The following is a 15,572-nucleotide window of genomic DNA, read 5'->3' as shown; positions in this document are numbered from 1 at the left end:
CTGCCGGCATTCATCGCTGAATCCCGCTGACCCGGCGGGCTGTAAGCCGTTATTCCGTGTCAGTGGGAGCGCATTATAGGGATCCCATTTTTTTGCACAAGCCTTTTTTCGATCTTTTTTTTCATGTGATGCTTTTTCCGCCTCTTCGCAGCGTTCTTGCGCAATTCGTTCAATTTTTACCACAATAAAGGGTTGCAGGAGGCCCCAAAAGCACCCAAAGTCTTTGCACTCCCTTATTTTATTGAGGTAACTATGACCAACAGTTTGCGTCGCTATAAAGAGTTATTCCCGAAAACGGGTCAACGGGTAATGATCGACGTCAGCAGCGTAGTGATCGGGGACGTCAGAATAGCTGATGATGTCAGTATCTGGCCGCTGGTCGCGATTCGCGGTGATGTGAATTATGTAGAAATAGGCACTCGAACTAACATCCAGGACGGTAGTGTCTTACATGTTACTCATAAGTCTTCATCAAACCCGCGAGGCAATCCACTTATCATTGGCGATGATGTCACTGTCGGCCACAAGGTCATGCTACACGGCTGCACCATCGGTAACCGTGTGCTGGTCGGCATGGGTTCGATTCTGTTGGATGGCGTGATTGTAGAAGACGATATAATGATTGGCGCAGGCAGCCTGGTACCACAGAATAAACGCCTTGAGAGTGGCTACCTTTACTTTGGCAACCCTGTAAAGCAGATACGCCCCCTGACGGAGGCGGAAATCGCCGGACTCATATATTCAGCGAATAACTATGTAAAGTGGAAGGGTGACTACCTGACTCAGGAAAACCAGATCCAACCTTGAGCATCTTCCTGCTGGTCGAGAATCAGAACCTGGGCTTCATCTTCCAGATCCCAGCGATGTTCACGAAATGCGGCCAGCCATTGCGTAGGTTCTTCCCCACCAAAACGCATCTTGAGCACCAATGACGTTAAGGCGCAGGTTAGCTGCATACCGTTTACTAATACCGGAAAAGCGATACATTGGTGCGCCTCATCCCACACTTCCCTGTCAGGAAACTGAATAGACTGGTTCATGCATTCAACTCCTTCTGTAAAGCGGCAATGACTGGAGTTATATCTGGCAGAATGCCGTGCCACAACAGCACCGCATGAGCAGCCTGCGCCACCAGCATTCCTAACCCATCAGCGCATTTTGTCGCACCGTGTTGCTGGCATAAGGATAAAAAAGGCGTACTACCTTTCTGGTAAAACATGTCATAGCAGCAGACATGAGGGTTAATTAAACTCACAGGAATTGCAGGAACGTCCCCGTCAATGCCGCTGGATGTCGCATTAATGATGAGATCAAATTCCTCATTGCCTGATGCTTCTATATCCAAAGCACGGACGCTGCCAGTATGAGCAAACAGCGTAGCCAGTTCATGAGCGCGAGAAAAGGTACGATTGACAATAGTAACGGCGCAATCCAGAGATAAAAGGGGCAGCAATACCCCACGTGAAGCGCCACCCGCGCCAATAAGCAATACCCGGAATCCAGGTTTGATAAACTCAAGCCGTTCCAGATCGCTTAAGAGCCCGATGCCATCCGTATTGTCGCCAAGCAGCCGGCCGTCTTCCAGCCGTTTAAGCGTATTAACTGCGCCGGCCAGCGCTGCACGTTCGGTTAACTCGTCAGCTCGCGCAAAGGCCTCTTCTTTAAAAGGTACTGTGATGTTAGCGCCCTTGCCACCCTCATTAAAGAAGGCGTCAAGCGTGGTAACAAAATCATCGAGCGGAGCCAGAATACGTCCATAGGGATGCGCAATTTGCAGCTGCTGTGCAAAAAGCCGATGGATAGACGGCGATTTACTATGGGCGATGGGGTGTCCGAAGACGGCATAAGTTTCCATGAATTATCCCTGGCGGAAGAGTTCGCCCGTCAAGGCATCACGAATTTCAGATGGATTTTGTCGTCCTCCCGTTGCCCCATCAATGACGGGAAAGTCAGCGCCAAACTGTGTATAAACTTCCTCGGTCGTGCGGCAAGGTGGCTGGCCCGATAAATTTGCGCTGGTTGAAACCAGCGGCTTACCGTAAGCCTTGCACAGTTCAACCACCAGCGGATGATCGGTAACTCTGACAGCCAATGAATTGAAGCGCCCAGTCAACCAACGCGGCGTTGAAGCACAGGCGGGGAAGACAAACGTCACCGGACCAGGCCAGCAGGAAAAAATAGCCGCGAGCTGCTCATCACTAAGCCGCGTATCGTCAATGTATGGCTTGAGTTGTTCAAAGCTAGCGGCGATCAGGATCAATCCTTTTTCAACCGGACGCTGTTTAAGGGCAAGCAGAGTCATGACGGCCTTTTCGCTATCGGGATCGCAACCGACGCCAAAAACGGCTTCCGTAGGATAGGCGATGACATGTTGATTATTCAGAAGCTCCACAGCACGAACGATGGCTTCGGAGGGCAGGTTATTATTCACAGATTTATTCCGCCGATATCGGCTTTCCACATTGTTTGCTGGCACAAAAGCGCTTAACGCCCTGAGCCGTTTTCTTTTCGATTAGCAACGGGTAATGACACTCGGGGCACTCGCCCGCTACTGGTTTGAAATTAATGACGAACTGGCAATCGGGGTAACGATCGCAGGAATGGAAGTTTTTACCAAAACGTGAACGGCGCTGCACCAGATGCCCTTGTCCGCATTGCGGGCAGGGTATTGCGGTTTCATCTGGCTTATCAATCAATTCAGTATGTTCACAATCAGGGTAGCTACTACACCCGATAAACATACCAAAACGTCCCTGCCGTAGCACCAGCACAGAGCCGCAAGACGGACACGTCTGCCCCTCCAGAACTTTGACGATATGTCCGTCCGCCTGGCTTTTAAGGGGACGGACATAGTCACAGTCAGGATAATGCGAACAGCCGAGAAAAGGCCCGTGCTTCCCGGAGCGTATCACCAGTTCAGCCCCACACTGCGGGCAGGGTTCGTTTTTACGCACCGAAAACAGCGCTGTTTTGGTCATAACAATTCTAATGTCGCAGCAAAAAAGTTAATGCAGCATACCTTCATTTACTTCAAAGAGTAATTCTTCCATTTGCTGGTAGGCATTTTCGCAACCGGGAATATTGAACAGCACCATCAGAATCACCCATTTGAGATCCTCCAGATCGAACTCCGCCGTATCCAGCGCCAGCGCACGCTCTATCACCATTTCCCGTGTTTCGAGGTTCAACACCTGAATTTGCTCAAGGAACAGTAAGAACCCCCGGCAACTCGCATCAAGACGCAGGCACTCCTCGTCCGTATATACTCGTAGGGAGAGAGGGTCGGAAGCAAGCTGCATAGGCGCAACCAGCCCCTCCTGATAATCAGCAAGTTTCTCAAGCCACATCAGGGCGTTATAGATATCTTCTCGTTCAAAACCGGCATCGGTAAGATCCCGAGTCAGCTTGTCCTGATCCACGCGCATTTCTGCTTCGTTATGGATGTAAGTTTCAAACAGATACATGAGTACGTCGAACATGGCTTGCCCTCCTTAATCGGACATAGCCGCCGGGTACAGCTGCGATCCAGCCTGCTAACTCCAGTTCAAGTAGCTGGGCTACGGTTACTGGCACAGATTGGCCGGCACGTTCAGCGACAACGTCAACAGGTGTTACCTCATCTCCTACGTTAGCCAGGAGCTCTGGAAATGGCAATGCTACAGAAGGCAGATTCGCGCAATTATTTGCGCCATCCGGCTCAGGAACAATGGACTGTAGCTCATCCCGCCAGTATTCAATGATGTCTTCAGGCGCCGTTACGGGAGTCGCTCCCTGCTTAATGAGCCAATGGGGTCCTTCCGAGCCAGGACTGCCAATTGGCCCGGGCAGGGCAAATACATCCCTTCCCTGCTCCAGAGCATAACGAACTGTCACTAGCGAACCGCTTTTCAGTGCGGCCTCAACAACTAACACACCGGCGCTCAGGCCGCTGATAATCCGATTACGCCGGGGAAAATTCCCCGGCAAAGGCGGAGTAAAAAGTGGAAATTCAGAAATTACGGCTCCACCGTTGCGAATTATCTGCTCCGCCAGCGCCTGATGGCGACGAGGATAGATTTCGCGTAACCCGTTCCCTAAAACGGCAACCGTTTTACCCTTGCCTTCCAGCGCACCACGATGGGCGATCCCATCGATGCCAAGAGCCAGACCGCTAGTGATCGTAATGCCATAACCCGCTAAAGCTTCGCTAAATAATTTCCCCCAGCGGGCGCCATACCACGAATGCGCTCGACTTCCGATAACTGACAGCTGCCGGCTACTAAGTAGCGAAGTATTTCCATAGACAAAAAGGGCACCGGGAAAATCCACGATAGCCCGCAATTGAGGTGGGTAAAGCGGATCTTCGGCGGTGAGTAGATAGCAACTCGGCTGCTCGAGCCACTGCAGAGTGGAATCAATCTCGCATTGGTTAACGCTAAGAAAGTGCTTCGATTGCGCCAGATTCAAACCACAGGCTCGCAAATTCTCATGATCTAACGTCGGAGATGAACATAACTGACGAGCGACGTTGACAGCACTGTCGCCATACAGGCTGCTCACTCTCATCAAACGTATCCAAATTTCCTTCAGCGTCATCCCCATCCCCCTGCCACAAGCGACTTTAACAATCATTGCGATTGGACAGCGAGACTGTCAATTGCAGGGGGTTTTGTCTAGAATAGAGGTAATAATCTTTCCAACTCCTGAACACAACTCTGGATAACTATGTCAGTTTTGCAAGTGTTACATATTCCGGACGAGCGCCTTCGCAAAGTCGCAAAGCCGGTTGAAGAAGTAAATGCGGAAATTCAGCGTATCGTCGATGATATGTTCGAGACGATGTACGCTGAAGAAGGTATCGGTCTTGCCGCAACGCAGGTGGATATCCATCAGCGGATCATCGTTATTGATGTATCGGAAAATCGTGATGAGCAGCTGGTATTAATCAACCCGGAGCTGCTGGAAAAGAGCGGAGAGACCGGCATTGAAGAGGGCTGTCTCTCTATTCCTGAACAACGCGCTTTAGTGCCGCGTGCAGAAAAAGTGAAAATCCGCGCGCTCGATCGCGAAGGAAAATCGTTTGAACTGGAAGCTGACGGTCTGCTGGCAATCTGTATTCAGCATGAGATGGATCATCTCGTTGGTAAGCTGTTCATCGATTATCTGTCTCCGCTCAAGCAACAACGCATTCGTCAAAAAGTTGAGAAACTTGACCGCCTGAATGCCCGAGCTTAAGGACGAGAATTAACGTGTCAGATTCACTACGTATTATTTTCGCGGGTACTCCTGATTTTGCAGCGCGTCATCTTGACGCGCTGCTCTCCTCTGGACATAACGTCGTTGGCGTGTTTACACAACCAGACCGTCCAGCTGGCCGGGGTAAAAAACTCATGCCCAGCCCGGTTAAAGTACTGGCGCAGGAGAAAGGCATACCGGTATTCCAGCCAGCTTCGTTACGCCCGCAGGATAATCAGCAATTAGTTTCTGACCTGCATGCAGACGTCATGGTGGTCGTAGCCTATGGTCTGCTTTTGCCGAAAGCGGTGCTGGATATGCCGCGCCTTGGCTGCATTAATGTTCATGGTTCGCTGCTTCCACGCTGGCGCGGAGCGGCGCCAATTCAACGTTCGCTCTGGGCTGGTGATACCGAGACCGGTGTAACAATCATGCAGATGGATGTCGGGCTTGATACGGGCGACATGCTGTATAAGCTTGCGTGTCCCATCACCGCAGAAGATACCAGCGGAACGTTATATGACAAACTGGCTAACCTGGGGCCGCAAGGGCTTATTGAAACCCTTAAGCAGCTTGCCGCGGGTACCGCAAAACCGGTCGTTCAGGATGAAGCGCTGGTTACCCATGCACAAAAACTCAGCAAAGAAGAGGCGCGTATCGACTGGTCTCTTTCCGCTGCTCAGTTAGAACGCTGCATTCGCGCCTTTAATCCGTGGCCTATGAGCTGGATAGAAATTGATGGCCAGCCGATAAAAGTCTGGCAGGCATCGGTTATCAATACGGCCACAGCTGCCGAACCGGGGACCATCATTGAAGCGACAAAACAGGGGATTCAGGTAGCAACCAGCGACGGTATTCTGAATCTACTCTCGCTGCAGCCGGCCGGTAAAAAAGCAATGAGCGCCCAGGATCTTTTAAACTCGCGCCGGGAATGGTTCGCTCCTGGCAACCGTCTGGTCTGACGGCCCCTTCTTAATACGCCCGGTGTTGCCGGGCATTTTTATTTTTGTGTTTATGAAAAAACAACTCAATTTACGTAGCCTGGCAGCGCAGGCCGTTGAACAGGTTCTCGAACAAGGGCAATCATTAAGCAACGTTCTGCCCTCACTGCAGCAAAAAGTATCCGATAAAGATAAAGCGCTGCTTCAGGAACTATGCTTTGGCGTGCTGCGTACGCTTTCGCAATTAGACTGGCTGATTAATAAGCTAATGTCTCGTCCGATGACGGGTAAGCAGCGTATCGTTCACTACCTGATTATGGTGGGCTTATATCAACTGCTCTATACGCGTATCCCGCCGCATGCCGCACTGGCGGAAACGGTTGAAGGCGCAGTCGCTATTAAACGTCCACAGCTTAAAGGGTTGATTAATGGCGTATTGCGCCAGTTTCAGCGCCAGCAGGAAGAGCTGTTGTCTGAATTTTCTCGTAGCGACATTCGCTTCTTACACCCAGGCTGGTTATTAAAACGCCTGCAGAAAGCGTATCCAGCACGGTGGGAAGCCATCGTGGATGCGAACAACCAGCGTCCGCCAATGTGGTTGCGCGTGAACCGTCTCCATCACACGCGCGACAGCTGGCTGGCATTGCTGGAAGAGGCGGGTATGTCAGGGTTTACGCATTCCGCTTATCCTGACGCTGTACGCATGGAAACACCGGTACCAGTCCATGCACTGCCAGGGTTTGAAGAAGGCTGGGTTACCGTTCAGGATGCCTCCGCTCAGGGTTGCATCACATTCCTGGCCCCCAAAAACGGCGAGCAAATTCTGGATCTCTGTGCCGCTCCGGGCGGTAAAACCACGCATATTCTCGAAGCGGCTCCCGAAGCACAAGTTCTCGCCATCGATATTGACGAGCAGCGGCTCTCCCGCGTCTATGACAACCTGAAGCGACTGGGAATGAAGGCAACCGTCAAACAGGGTGATGGACGCCATCCATCACAATGGTGCGGCGAACAACAGTTCGATCGTATCCTGCTGGATGCGCCTTGTTCCGCTAGCGGTGTTATTCGCCGTCACCCGGATATCAAATGGCTGCGCCGGGATCGCGATATCGCAGAACTGGCCCAGCTTCAGTCGGAAATTCTGGATGCCGTATGGCCGCACCTGAAATCCGGCGGAACTCTGGTTTACGCGACGTGCTCCGTATTACCAGAGGAGAATAGCCTGCAAATTAAAGCCTTTCTGCAACGAACGGCGGATGCGGTACTCAGCGAAACCGGAACGCCAGAGTTGCCAGGCCAACAAAATTTGCCTGGTGCTGAAGAAGGTGACGGCTTCTTTTACGCTAAGCTAATCAAAAAGTGATGAGATAACGAGTCGCGACTGATGAAAATTATCATATTGGGCGCAGGACAGGTCGGCGGAACTCTGGCGGAAAATCTCGTCGGAGAGAACAACGATATTACTCTGGTCGACACGAATGGCGACCGCCTTCGTAGTCTTCAGGATAAATTTGATCTCCGGGTGGTTCAGGGGCATGGCTCGCATCCGCGCGTGTTACGTGAGGCCGGTGCGGATGATGCCGACATGCTGGTTGCGGTGACCAGCTCCGATGAAACCAATATGGTGGCCTGCCAGGTTGCCTATTCGCTGTTTAATACACCAAATCGTATTGCTCGCATCCGTTCGCCGGATTATGTTCGCGATGCCGATAAACTTTTCCATTCAGAAGCGGTTCCTATAGATCACCTTATCGCACCTGAGCAGCTGGTAATTGATAGTATTTACCGGCTGATCGAGTATCCAGGCGCTTTGCAGGTTGTCAATTTCGCTGAAGGAAAGGTCAGCCTGGCGGTCGTTAAAGCCTATTATGGCGGTCCTTTGGTGGGAAATGCGCTTTCGACTATGCGCGAACATATGCCGCATATTGATACACGCGTAGCGGCCATTTTCCGCCACGATCGTCCTATCAGACCCCAGGGCTCAACAATTGTAGAGGCCGGGGATGAGGTGTTCTTTATCGCCGCTTCGCAGCACATTCGAGCAGTCATGAGCGAGCTTCAGCGTCTGGAAAAGCCTTATAAACGCATCATGCTGGTCGGCGGCGGAAACATTGGCGCCGGGCTCGCCCATAAGCTGGAGAAAGATTACAGCGTCAAACTCATTGAACGTAATCAACAGCGAGCCGCAGAGCTTGCAGAAAAGCTGCAGAATACCATCGTCTTCTACGGCGATGCTTCAGATCAAGAATTACTGGCTGAAGAACATATCGATCAAGTTGATCTTTTTATCGCTGTCACCAACGATGATGAAGCCAATATCATGTCTGCCATGCTCGCGAAGCGAATGGGCGCCAAAAAAGTCATGGTACTGATCCAGCGACGGGCTTACGTCGATCTTGTCCAGGGGAGCGTGATCGACATTGCAATATCACCGCAGCAGGCAACCATATCCGCGCTGCTCAGCCATGTCCGCAAAGCGGATATTGTTGGTGTTTCCTCGCTGCGCCGCGGCGTCGCTGAGGCCATTGAAGCAGTGGCGCACGGAGACGAAAGCACTTCACGGGTTGTTGGACGTTCGATTGATGAGATTAAACTTCCGCCAGGAACAATTATTGGCGCAGTTGTACGCGGTAATGATGTCATGATAGCGAATAACAATCTGCGCATTGAGCAAGGGGATCATGTAGTTATGTTCCTGACTGACAAAAAATTCATCTCTGATGTGGAGAGGCTATTCCAGCCAAGCCCTTTCTTTCTGTAGTTATCAGGCGTCGACAAGACGCCTTTCTTTTATCCCTTATATATCAAAGGATAATATTTTCCTGCAATTATTTCCTAATAATGGAAAATAGGAATACATTTGTTAAACTTATCAGTGTTCGCTGGCTCAAGGAGAATAAAATGAGTTTTTTAAAAGAATTTCGCGAATTTGCGATGCGCGGGAACGTGGTTGATCTGGCAGTCGGTGTCATCATTGGTGCAGCATTTGGTAAAATCGTATCGTCGTTGGTTGCCGATATTATTATGCCGCCGCTAGGCTTGCTCATCGGCGGAATTGACTTTAAACAGTTTGCTGTAACACTGCGAGATGCCCAGGGCGACATTCCCGCTGTCGTGATGCACTATGGCGTATTCATCCAGAATGTATTCGATTTTATTATCGTGGCTTTTGCTATTTTTATGGCAATCAAACTGATGAACAAATTGAACAGGAAAAAAGAAGAGGCGCCGGCAGCACCACCTGCTCCGACTAAAGAAGAAGTCCTGCTTAGCGAAATTCGTGACCTGTTGAAAGAACAGAACAATCGCTCTTAAAAGGCTTTAAAACCAGAAGGCCAGTGGTAAAAAAGTTAATCACTTTCTTGCCACTGGCCTCCCGACCATCCCGCCCCGCATGTTTTGCTTTTCTTTGATAACTGCCTTTCCCCTTTTTATTCTTTTCCACTCGTTGCCTGAATAACGGGTCATGAAGCAAGGCCTCGATGGCATTATCTTTTATCTGCCCTTTAGTGTGCTGATAGCGGCTCATAAAATCTCCAGATTGGTAAATGAAATCGGCGTGAGTGTAGACGTGAATGCTGAAAAAATCAACGCCCGGTATTTCTGTTACTGGCGCCCTGCTCGAGCGCTTCAAGAATGGAACAATAGACACTGCTGTGCGCTGTGCCGCAGCAAGCATCATTGAGCCGCTGTAAGGAACGACGCATAGCCTGGAGTTCCTTAATACGGGATTCCACTTCACTCAAACGAGCCTGCACGATGCCTTTAGATTCCTGACAGGTATGATGTTCCGGATCGATGCGGATCGAGAGAAGTTCGCGGATCGATTCCAGCGTAAAACCCAGCTGCCTGGCATAGCGGATAAAACGCAGTCTCTGCAGGTCGTTATCCGAATAGAGACGAAATCCACCTTCCGTACGCACGTTATGCTCCATCATCTGCTGTTTTTCATAATAGCGGATAGTATCAGGAGTAACGTCAGCCAATTTAGCCAGTTCACCTATGCGGTACATGATTACTCCTCATTAATCTTATGCAGCAACTTATCAGCGTAATCCCCACGCAGGAAGTCAGTATTTAAGCCCGCCTGCCGCAGCTTTAACTCGAGCAGCGCAAGACGACGGCTCAGCTCAGCATAGCGGGGATCGCACTCCTGAACGCCTTTAAGTAAGTCATTTAGCATCACGGCTTCTTTACGATTTTCAAGTTCGGGAGGTAAACAACCCGCATTCTTGAGTAGTCGATAACCTGCGCGTAGCTCGGACGGCACATGTGAATCATCATCCAGAATCAGTGGTTCGCCACTTCCCGGAAGATTATCCAATTCACCTTTGCGCTGTGCATCAAGAATATGGCGTTCTGCCCACTGATCCAGTAACCACATAATACGGCTCCGGCGATGAACAAAAGAATGCAGATATTGTAAACAAGCAGGAATAGGGAGGATATAAAAAAACCCGCCGGAGCGGGTTTTTTTACGATACTACAGATTACTCTGCAGCAGCTTCTGCTTTCGATTCAGAGCGATCAACCAGCTCGATGTATGCCATCGGCGCGTTGTCGCCTGCACGGAAGCCACACTTCATAATACGAGTGTAACCACCGGCGCGGCTCGCGAAACGCGGGCCCAGCTCGTTAAACAGTTTTGCCACGATCTCGTTATCACGAGTGCGGGCGAATGCCAGACGACGATTAGCAACGCTATCAGTCTTGGCAAGAGTAATCAGCGGCTCAACTACGCGACGCAGTTCTTTCGCTTTCGGCAGGGTCGTCTTGATGATTTCATGACGAACCAGCGAACCAGCCATGTTACGGAACATAGCCTGGCGATGGCTGCTGTTGCGGTTCAGTTGACGACCACTCTTACGATGGCGCATGACCTTATCCTTCTCAGTAAAACCTTAACCTGTGATCCGGTTACTCGTCAGCAATGCTTGCCGGTGGCCAGTTTTCCAGGCGCATGCCCAGAGACAAACCACGTGAAGCCAGCACGTCTTTAATCTCGGTAAGAGATTTTTTACCCAGGTTCGGCGTTTTCAGCAACTCAACCTCGGTACGCTGTACCAGATCACCGATATAGTGGATAGCTTCTGCCTTGAGGCAGTTAGCAGAGCGGACAGTCAATTCGAGATCGTCAACAGGGCGCAGCAGGATCGGATCGAATTCTGGTTTCTCTTCTTTCACTTCCGGCTGACGTACATCACGTAAGTCAACGAAAGCTTCCAGTTGTTCTGCCAGGATGGTTGCCGCACGACGAATCGCCTCTTCAGGATCGATTGTGCCGTTGGTTTCCATTTCGATGACCAGCTTGTCCAGGTCGGTACGCTGTTCTACACGCGCTGCTTCAACATTGTAGGCAATACGCTCTACCGGGCTGTAGCATGCGTCGACCAGCAGACGGCCGATTGGGCGCTCATCTTCTTCCGAATGAATTCGGGCAGAAGCCGGCACATAACCGCGACCGCGCTGAACTTTGATACGCATGCTAATAGCTGCGTTCTCATCGGTCAGGTGGCAGATCACATGTTGCGGCTTGACGATTTCGACATCACCGTCATGGGTGATGTCGGCTGCGGTCACAGGGCCAATGCCAGATTTGTTCAAAGTAAGGATGACTTCATCTTTACCCTGAACTCTCACCGCCAGCCCTTTCAGGTTGAGCAGGATTTCAAGGATATCTTCCTGAACGCCTTCTTTGGTGCTGTACTCATGAAGTACACCATCAATCTCAACCTCGGTCACCGCGCAACCCGGCATCGATGAGAGCAGAATACGGCGCAGTGCGTTACCTAGAGTATGGCCAAAGCCACGCTCTAAAGGTTCAAGGGTCACCTTGGCGTGCGTCGAACTCACTTGCTCGATATCGACCAGGCGCGGTTTTAGAAACTCTGTCACAGAACCCTGCATTGTGTCCTCTCTTTGGTACTAAGCTTTACTTGGAGTAAAGCTCGACGATCAGGTGTTCGTTAATGTCCGCAGACAGATCAGAACGTTCCGGCAGACGCTTGAACGTACCTTCCATCTTGCCAGCATCAACTTCCAGCCAGGTTGGCTTTTCACGCTGCTCAGCCAGCTCCAGAGCGGCTTTCACGCGAGATTGCTTTTTCGCTTTCTCACGAATGCTGACAACGTCATTCGCTTTAACCTGATAAGAAGCGATGTTAACAACACGACCGTTTACCATGATAGCTTTGTGGCTAACCAGCTGACGTGATTCAGCACGAGTCGCGCCGAAGCCCATACGGTATACAACGTTGTCCAGACGACCTTCCAGCAGAGTCAACAGGTTTTCACCGGTGTTGCCTTTCAGACGCGCTGCTTCTTTATAATAGTTACGGAACTGACGCTCCAGCACACCGTACATACGGCGAACTTTTTGCTTTTCACGCAACTGCACACCATAGTCAGACAGACGCGGTTTACGCGCACCGTGCTGGCCAGGAGCTTGTTCAATTTTACACTTGGTATCGATCGCGCGAACGCCAGACTTAAGGAACAGGTCTGTGCCCTCACGACGGCTCAGCTTGAGCTTAGGACCCAAATATCTTGCCATTTTCTTTCTCCAACAATCCTAGAAACGAACGCGTTAAACGCGACGTTTTTTCGGCGGACGACAACCGTTATGAGGGATCGGAGTCACATCAGTAATATTAGTGATGCGGAAACCAGCGGCGTTCAGTGCACGAATAGTAGATTCGCGACCTGGACCCGGACCTTTGACCATAACTTCCAGATTCTTGATGCCGTATTCTTTTACGGCTTCAGCGCAACGCTCTGCTGCAACCTGAGCTGCGAACGGAGTGGATTTGCGAGAACCACGGAAACCGGAACCACCGGCTGTTGCCCAACCCAGCGCGTTACCTTGACGATCGGTAATGGTAACGATGGTGTTGTTAAAAGAAGCATGGACATGAGCCACGCCATCAGAGACTTGTTTTCTTACACGCTTACGTGCACGAACTGGTGCCTTTGCCATTATTCAATCACCCCGATTATTTCTTGATCGGTTTACGCGGACCCTTACGGGTACGTGCGTTGGTCTTAGTACGCTGACCGCGAACCGGAAGACCACGACGATGGCGTAAACCACGATAGCAACCAAGGTCCATCAGACGCTTGATGCTCAGGGTGATTTCACGGCGCAGATCACCTTCAACGACAAATTTACCTACCGCTTCACGCAGGGATTCAATTTGTTCTTCAGACAGCTCACTGATCTTAACATTTTCAGCGATACCCGTGTCAGCACAGATGGCTTTAGAGCGGGTCTTGCCGATACCGAAAATGGCAGTTAATGCGATTACGGTATGTTTGTGATCAGGAATGTTAATGCCTGCTATACGGGCCACTATGCACTCCTACTATTTAATATGTACGCACCATGCTGAAAAGCCCGTTTTCAGGATACTCAAATGGAAACGTACAGACATACAAAAGATTGGCTGGCTAATCTAGCCAGCTCAACCCAACTTTGCAAGAAAAATATGCGAATAAATCAGCCTTGGCGCTGTTTATGCTTCGGCTCGGCACTGCAAATCACGCGGATGACGCCATCACGCTTAACGATTTTGCAGTTACGGCATAATTTCTTGACGGAAGCACGAACTTTCATTTTTACTCTCCGTAACTTCTCGAGCGACCTGTTAGCGGCCGTAGCCTTTCAGATTCGCCTTCTTCAATGCAGACTCATACTGACTTGACATCATCAGAGTTTGCACTTGAGCCATAAAGTCCATAATCACGACAACAACGATAAGCAGTGAGGTCCCACCGAAGTAGAACGGTACTTTCATTGCATCACGCATGAACTCCGGGATCAGGCAGATAAAAGTGATGTATAACGCACCGACCAAAGTCAGGCGAGTCATTACTTTATCGATATACTTCGCCGTTTGCTCTCCCGGACGAATTCCTGGTACAAATGCACCGGACTTCTTCAGGTTATCTGCTGTTTCACGCGGGTTGAAAACCAACGCCGTGTAGAAGAAACAGAAGAAGATGATTGCAGACGCATAGAGTAACACATAAAGCGGTTGCCCAGGCTGCAAATACAGCGAAATTGTTGTCAGCCAGTTCCAACCAGTACCGCCCCCGAACCAAGATGTAATGGTTGCCGGGAACAGAATAATACTGGAAGCGAAGATTGCCGGGATGACCCCTGCCATATTCACTTTCAGCGGTAAATGTGTGCTCTGTGCAGCATAGACACGACGACCCTGTTGACGTTTCGCGTAGTTTACCACAATGCGGCGTTGGCCACGCTCAACAAACACAACAAAGAAGGTCACTGCAAATACTAATACTGCAACCAACAGCAACAGGAGGAAGTGCAGGTCGCCTTGACGCGCTTGCTCGATAGTATGGGCTATGGCCGGCGGGAGTCCCGCAACGATACCAGCGAAGATAATGATCGAAATACCGTTACCGATACCACGCTCAGTGATCTGTTCGCCGAGCCACATCAGGAACATCGTTCCTGAGACCAGACTAACAACAGCGGTGAAATAGAATGCAAAGCCTGGATTTATTACCAGGCCCTGCATACCAGGCATATTCGGTAGACCGGTAGCAATACCGATCGACTGGAATATCGCCAGCACCAGAGTACCGTAGCGGGTGTACTGGCTGATCTTACGACGACCAGACTCCCCTTCTTTCTTCAGCTCCGCTAACGGCTGATAAACAACCGTTAACAGCTGGACAATGATCGATGCCGAAATATACGGCATGATACCCAGAGCAAAGATTGAAGCACGGCTGAGAGCACCACCAGAGAACATGTTGAACATTTCAATGATGGTGCCTCGCTGTTGCTCAAGCAGTTTGGCAAGTACAGCGGCATCAATACCAGGGATCGGAATAAAAGAGCCAATACGGAACACAATCAACGCACCGATTACAAACAACAGTCTGCGCTTCAGTTCGCCAATCCCACCTTTGGCACTTTGAAAATCTAATCCCGGTTGCTTAGCCATCTGCTACTTATTCCTCAATTTTACCGCCAGCAGCTTCGATAGCAGCACGAGCACCTTTAGTCACGCGCAGGCCACGAACAGTTACCGGACGAGATACTTCACCAGACAGGATCACTTTCGCGAACTCGATCTGGATACCGATAATGTTAGCCGCTTTCAGCGTGTTCAGGTCGATAACATCGCCTTCTACGTGAGCCAGATCAGACAGACGAACTTCTGCAGTGATCATCGCTTTACGAGAAGTGAAGCCGAATTTCGGCAGGCGACGGTACAGAGGCATCTGACCACCTTCGAAACCGCGACGTACGCCACCGCCAGAACGAGAGTTCTGACCTTTGTGACCACGACCACCGGTTTTACCGAGGCCAGAACCGATACCACGACCCAGGCGTTTACCCGCCTTTTTAGAGCCTTCGGCCGGAGACAGAGTATTTAAACGCAT

The 15,572-nt window shown here is 50.5% G+C and carries 24 protein-coding genes; 6 read left to right on the top strand and 18 right to left on the bottom strand.

Going from position 1 to position 15,572, the window contains the following annotated elements:
- The coding region (locus tag IAE27_RS29620; protein ID WP_227685276.1) for a hypothetical protein at positions 1-183 on the bottom strand (183 nt) is incomplete at its 3' end.
- 69 nt (positions 184-252) lie between these two features.
- Between IAE27_RS29620 and IAE27_RS17715 the strand changes: the two genes are divergently transcribed.
- Complete coding sequence (locus IAE27_RS17715) at positions 253-807, top strand: gamma carbonic anhydrase family protein (protein ID WP_115239155.1); 555 nt, start codon at positions 253-255, stop codon at positions 805-807.
- On the opposite strand, the gene IAE27_RS17710 is transcribed toward IAE27_RS17715, so the two are convergent.
- The 6 genes from IAE27_RS17710 to dprA are packed head-to-tail and all read right to left on the bottom strand — an operon-like array spanning position 783 to position 4,575.
- Complete coding sequence (locus IAE27_RS17710; RefSeq protein ID WP_070555135.1) at positions 783-1,040, bottom strand: DUF1488 domain-containing protein; 258 nt, start codon at positions 1,038-1,040, stop codon at positions 783-785. The two genes, IAE27_RS17715 and IAE27_RS17710, sit on opposite strands and share 25 nt — an antisense overlap.
- Positions 1,037-1,855, bottom strand: coding sequence for a shikimate dehydrogenase (gene aroE / locus IAE27_RS17705; RefSeq protein ID WP_004106292.1), 819 nt, complete (start codon positions 1,853-1,855; stop codon positions 1,037-1,039). The genes IAE27_RS17710 and aroE overlap by 4 nt, the downstream gene beginning before the upstream one ends.
- 3 nt (positions 1,856-1,858) lie before the next feature.
- The gene (gene tsaC / locus IAE27_RS17700; RefSeq protein ID WP_023329047.1) at positions 1,859-2,431 is read right to left on the bottom strand and encodes an L-threonylcarbamoyladenylate synthase type 1 TsaC; all 573 of its coding nucleotides are present in this window, start codon (positions 2,429-2,431) and stop codon (positions 1,859-1,861) included.
- 4 nt (positions 2,432-2,435) lie between these two features.
- Positions 2,436-2,978: a type I DNA topoisomerase gene (locus IAE27_RS17695; RefSeq protein WP_004106296.1), complete on the bottom strand. Its 543-nt coding sequence runs from the start codon at positions 2,976-2,978 to the stop codon at positions 2,436-2,438.
- Positions 2,979-3,005: 27 nt separating this feature from the next.
- Complete coding sequence (gene smg / locus IAE27_RS17690; protein WP_070555143.1) at positions 3,006-3,479, bottom strand: DUF494 family protein Smg; 474 nt, start codon at positions 3,477-3,479, stop codon at positions 3,006-3,008.
- Positions 3,451-4,575 (bottom strand): DNA-protecting protein DprA, encoded by a 1,125-nt coding sequence (gene dprA / locus IAE27_RS17685; RefSeq protein ID WP_154022674.1) that lies wholly within the window; start codon positions 4,573-4,575, stop codon positions 3,451-3,453. The genes smg and dprA overlap by 29 nt, the downstream gene beginning before the upstream one ends.
- Positions 4,576-4,704: 129 nt before the next feature.
- Between dprA and def the strand changes: the two genes are divergently transcribed.
- The 5 genes from def to mscL all read left to right on the top strand — a co-directional run bounded on the left by def (position 4,705) and on the right by mscL (position 9,470).
- Positions 4,705-5,214, top strand: coding sequence for a peptide deformylase (gene def / locus IAE27_RS17680; protein WP_004106306.1), 510 nt, complete (start codon positions 4,705-4,707; stop codon positions 5,212-5,214).
- A 14-nt stretch (positions 5,215-5,228) separates the two neighbouring features.
- Positions 5,229-6,176 carry a methionyl-tRNA formyltransferase gene (gene fmt / locus IAE27_RS17675; protein WP_126488141.1) on the top strand — a complete coding sequence of 316 codons (948 nt, stop codon included), beginning with the start codon at positions 5,229-5,231 and terminating at the stop codon, positions 6,174-6,176.
- Positions 6,177-6,228: 52 nt separating this feature from the next.
- Complete coding sequence (gene rsmB, locus IAE27_RS17670; protein ID WP_070555155.1) at positions 6,229-7,518, top strand: 16S rRNA (cytosine(967)-C(5))-methyltransferase RsmB; 1,290 nt, start codon at positions 6,229-6,231, stop codon at positions 7,516-7,518.
- A 21-nt stretch (positions 7,519-7,539) separates the two neighbouring features.
- Positions 7,540-8,916, top strand: a complete 1,377-nt coding sequence (trkA, locus tag IAE27_RS17665) for a Trk system potassium transporter TrkA (protein ID WP_004106309.1) — start codon at positions 7,540-7,542, stop codon at positions 8,914-8,916.
- Positions 8,917-9,056: 140 nt separating this feature from the next.
- Positions 9,057-9,470, top strand: coding sequence for a large-conductance mechanosensitive channel protein MscL (gene mscL, locus IAE27_RS17660; RefSeq protein WP_004106310.1), 414 nt, complete (start codon positions 9,057-9,059; stop codon positions 9,468-9,470).
- Here mscL and IAE27_RS17655 read toward each other — a convergent pair.
- From IAE27_RS17655 to rplO, 11 genes are all read right to left on the bottom strand, one after another.
- Positions 9,424-9,684 carry an alternative ribosome-rescue factor A gene (locus IAE27_RS17655; RefSeq protein WP_083307702.1) on the bottom strand — a complete coding sequence of 87 codons (261 nt, stop codon included), beginning with the start codon at positions 9,682-9,684 and terminating at the stop codon, positions 9,424-9,426. The genes mscL and IAE27_RS17655 overlap by 47 nt on opposite strands.
- Positions 9,685-9,742: 58 nt before the next feature.
- Positions 9,743-10,168 (bottom strand): Zn(2+)-responsive transcriptional regulator, encoded by a 426-nt coding sequence (gene zntR, locus IAE27_RS17650; protein WP_004115947.1) that lies wholly within the window; start codon positions 10,166-10,168, stop codon positions 9,743-9,745.
- Between the two features lie 2 nt (positions 10,169-10,170).
- Positions 10,171-10,539 carry a DUF1992 domain-containing protein gene (locus tag IAE27_RS17645; protein WP_070555152.1) on the bottom strand — a complete coding sequence of 123 codons (369 nt, stop codon included), beginning with the start codon at positions 10,537-10,539 and terminating at the stop codon, positions 10,171-10,173.
- A 106-nt stretch (positions 10,540-10,645) separates the two neighbouring features.
- Complete coding sequence (gene rplQ, locus IAE27_RS17640; protein ID WP_004106324.1) at positions 10,646-11,032, bottom strand: 50S ribosomal protein L17; 387 nt, start codon at positions 11,030-11,032, stop codon at positions 10,646-10,648.
- Between the two features lie 40 nt (positions 11,033-11,072).
- Entirely contained in the window at positions 11,073-12,062 is a 990-nt protein-coding gene (locus IAE27_RS17635) for a DNA-directed RNA polymerase subunit alpha (protein ID WP_002919219.1), read from the bottom strand.
- A 25-nt stretch (positions 12,063-12,087) separates the two neighbouring features.
- Entirely contained in the window at positions 12,088-12,708 is a 621-nt protein-coding gene (gene rpsD, locus IAE27_RS17630; protein ID WP_004106330.1) for a 30S ribosomal protein S4, read from the bottom strand.
- A gap of 33 nt (positions 12,709-12,741) precedes the next feature.
- Complete coding sequence (gene rpsK / locus IAE27_RS17625) at positions 12,742-13,131, bottom strand: 30S ribosomal protein S11 (protein ID WP_004138423.1); 390 nt, start codon at positions 13,129-13,131, stop codon at positions 12,742-12,744.
- 16 nt (positions 13,132-13,147) lie between these two features.
- Positions 13,148-13,504 (bottom strand): 30S ribosomal protein S13, encoded by a 357-nt coding sequence (gene rpsM / locus IAE27_RS17620; protein ID WP_004106333.1) that lies wholly within the window; start codon positions 13,502-13,504, stop codon positions 13,148-13,150.
- Positions 13,505-13,650: 146 nt separating this feature from the next.
- Positions 13,651-13,767, bottom strand: coding sequence for a 50S ribosomal protein L36 (gene rpmJ / locus IAE27_RS17615; protein ID WP_000868187.1), 117 nt, complete (start codon positions 13,765-13,767; stop codon positions 13,651-13,653).
- A 31-nt stretch (positions 13,768-13,798) separates the two neighbouring features.
- Positions 13,799-15,130, bottom strand: coding sequence for a preprotein translocase subunit SecY (gene secY / locus IAE27_RS17610; protein WP_004106334.1), 1,332 nt, complete (start codon positions 15,128-15,130; stop codon positions 13,799-13,801).
- Positions 15,131-15,137: 7 nt separating this feature from the next.
- Complete coding sequence (gene rplO / locus IAE27_RS17605) at positions 15,138-15,572, bottom strand: 50S ribosomal protein L15 (protein ID WP_004106336.1); 435 nt, start codon at positions 15,570-15,572, stop codon at positions 15,138-15,140.

The sequence above is a fragment of the Klebsiella sp. S69 genome (genome assembly GCF_016516145.1).
GTDB lineage: Bacteria > Pseudomonadota > Gammaproteobacteria > Enterobacterales > Enterobacteriaceae > Klebsiella > Klebsiella oxytoca.
This window is presented reverse-complemented; position numbering and strand designations above follow the sequence as displayed.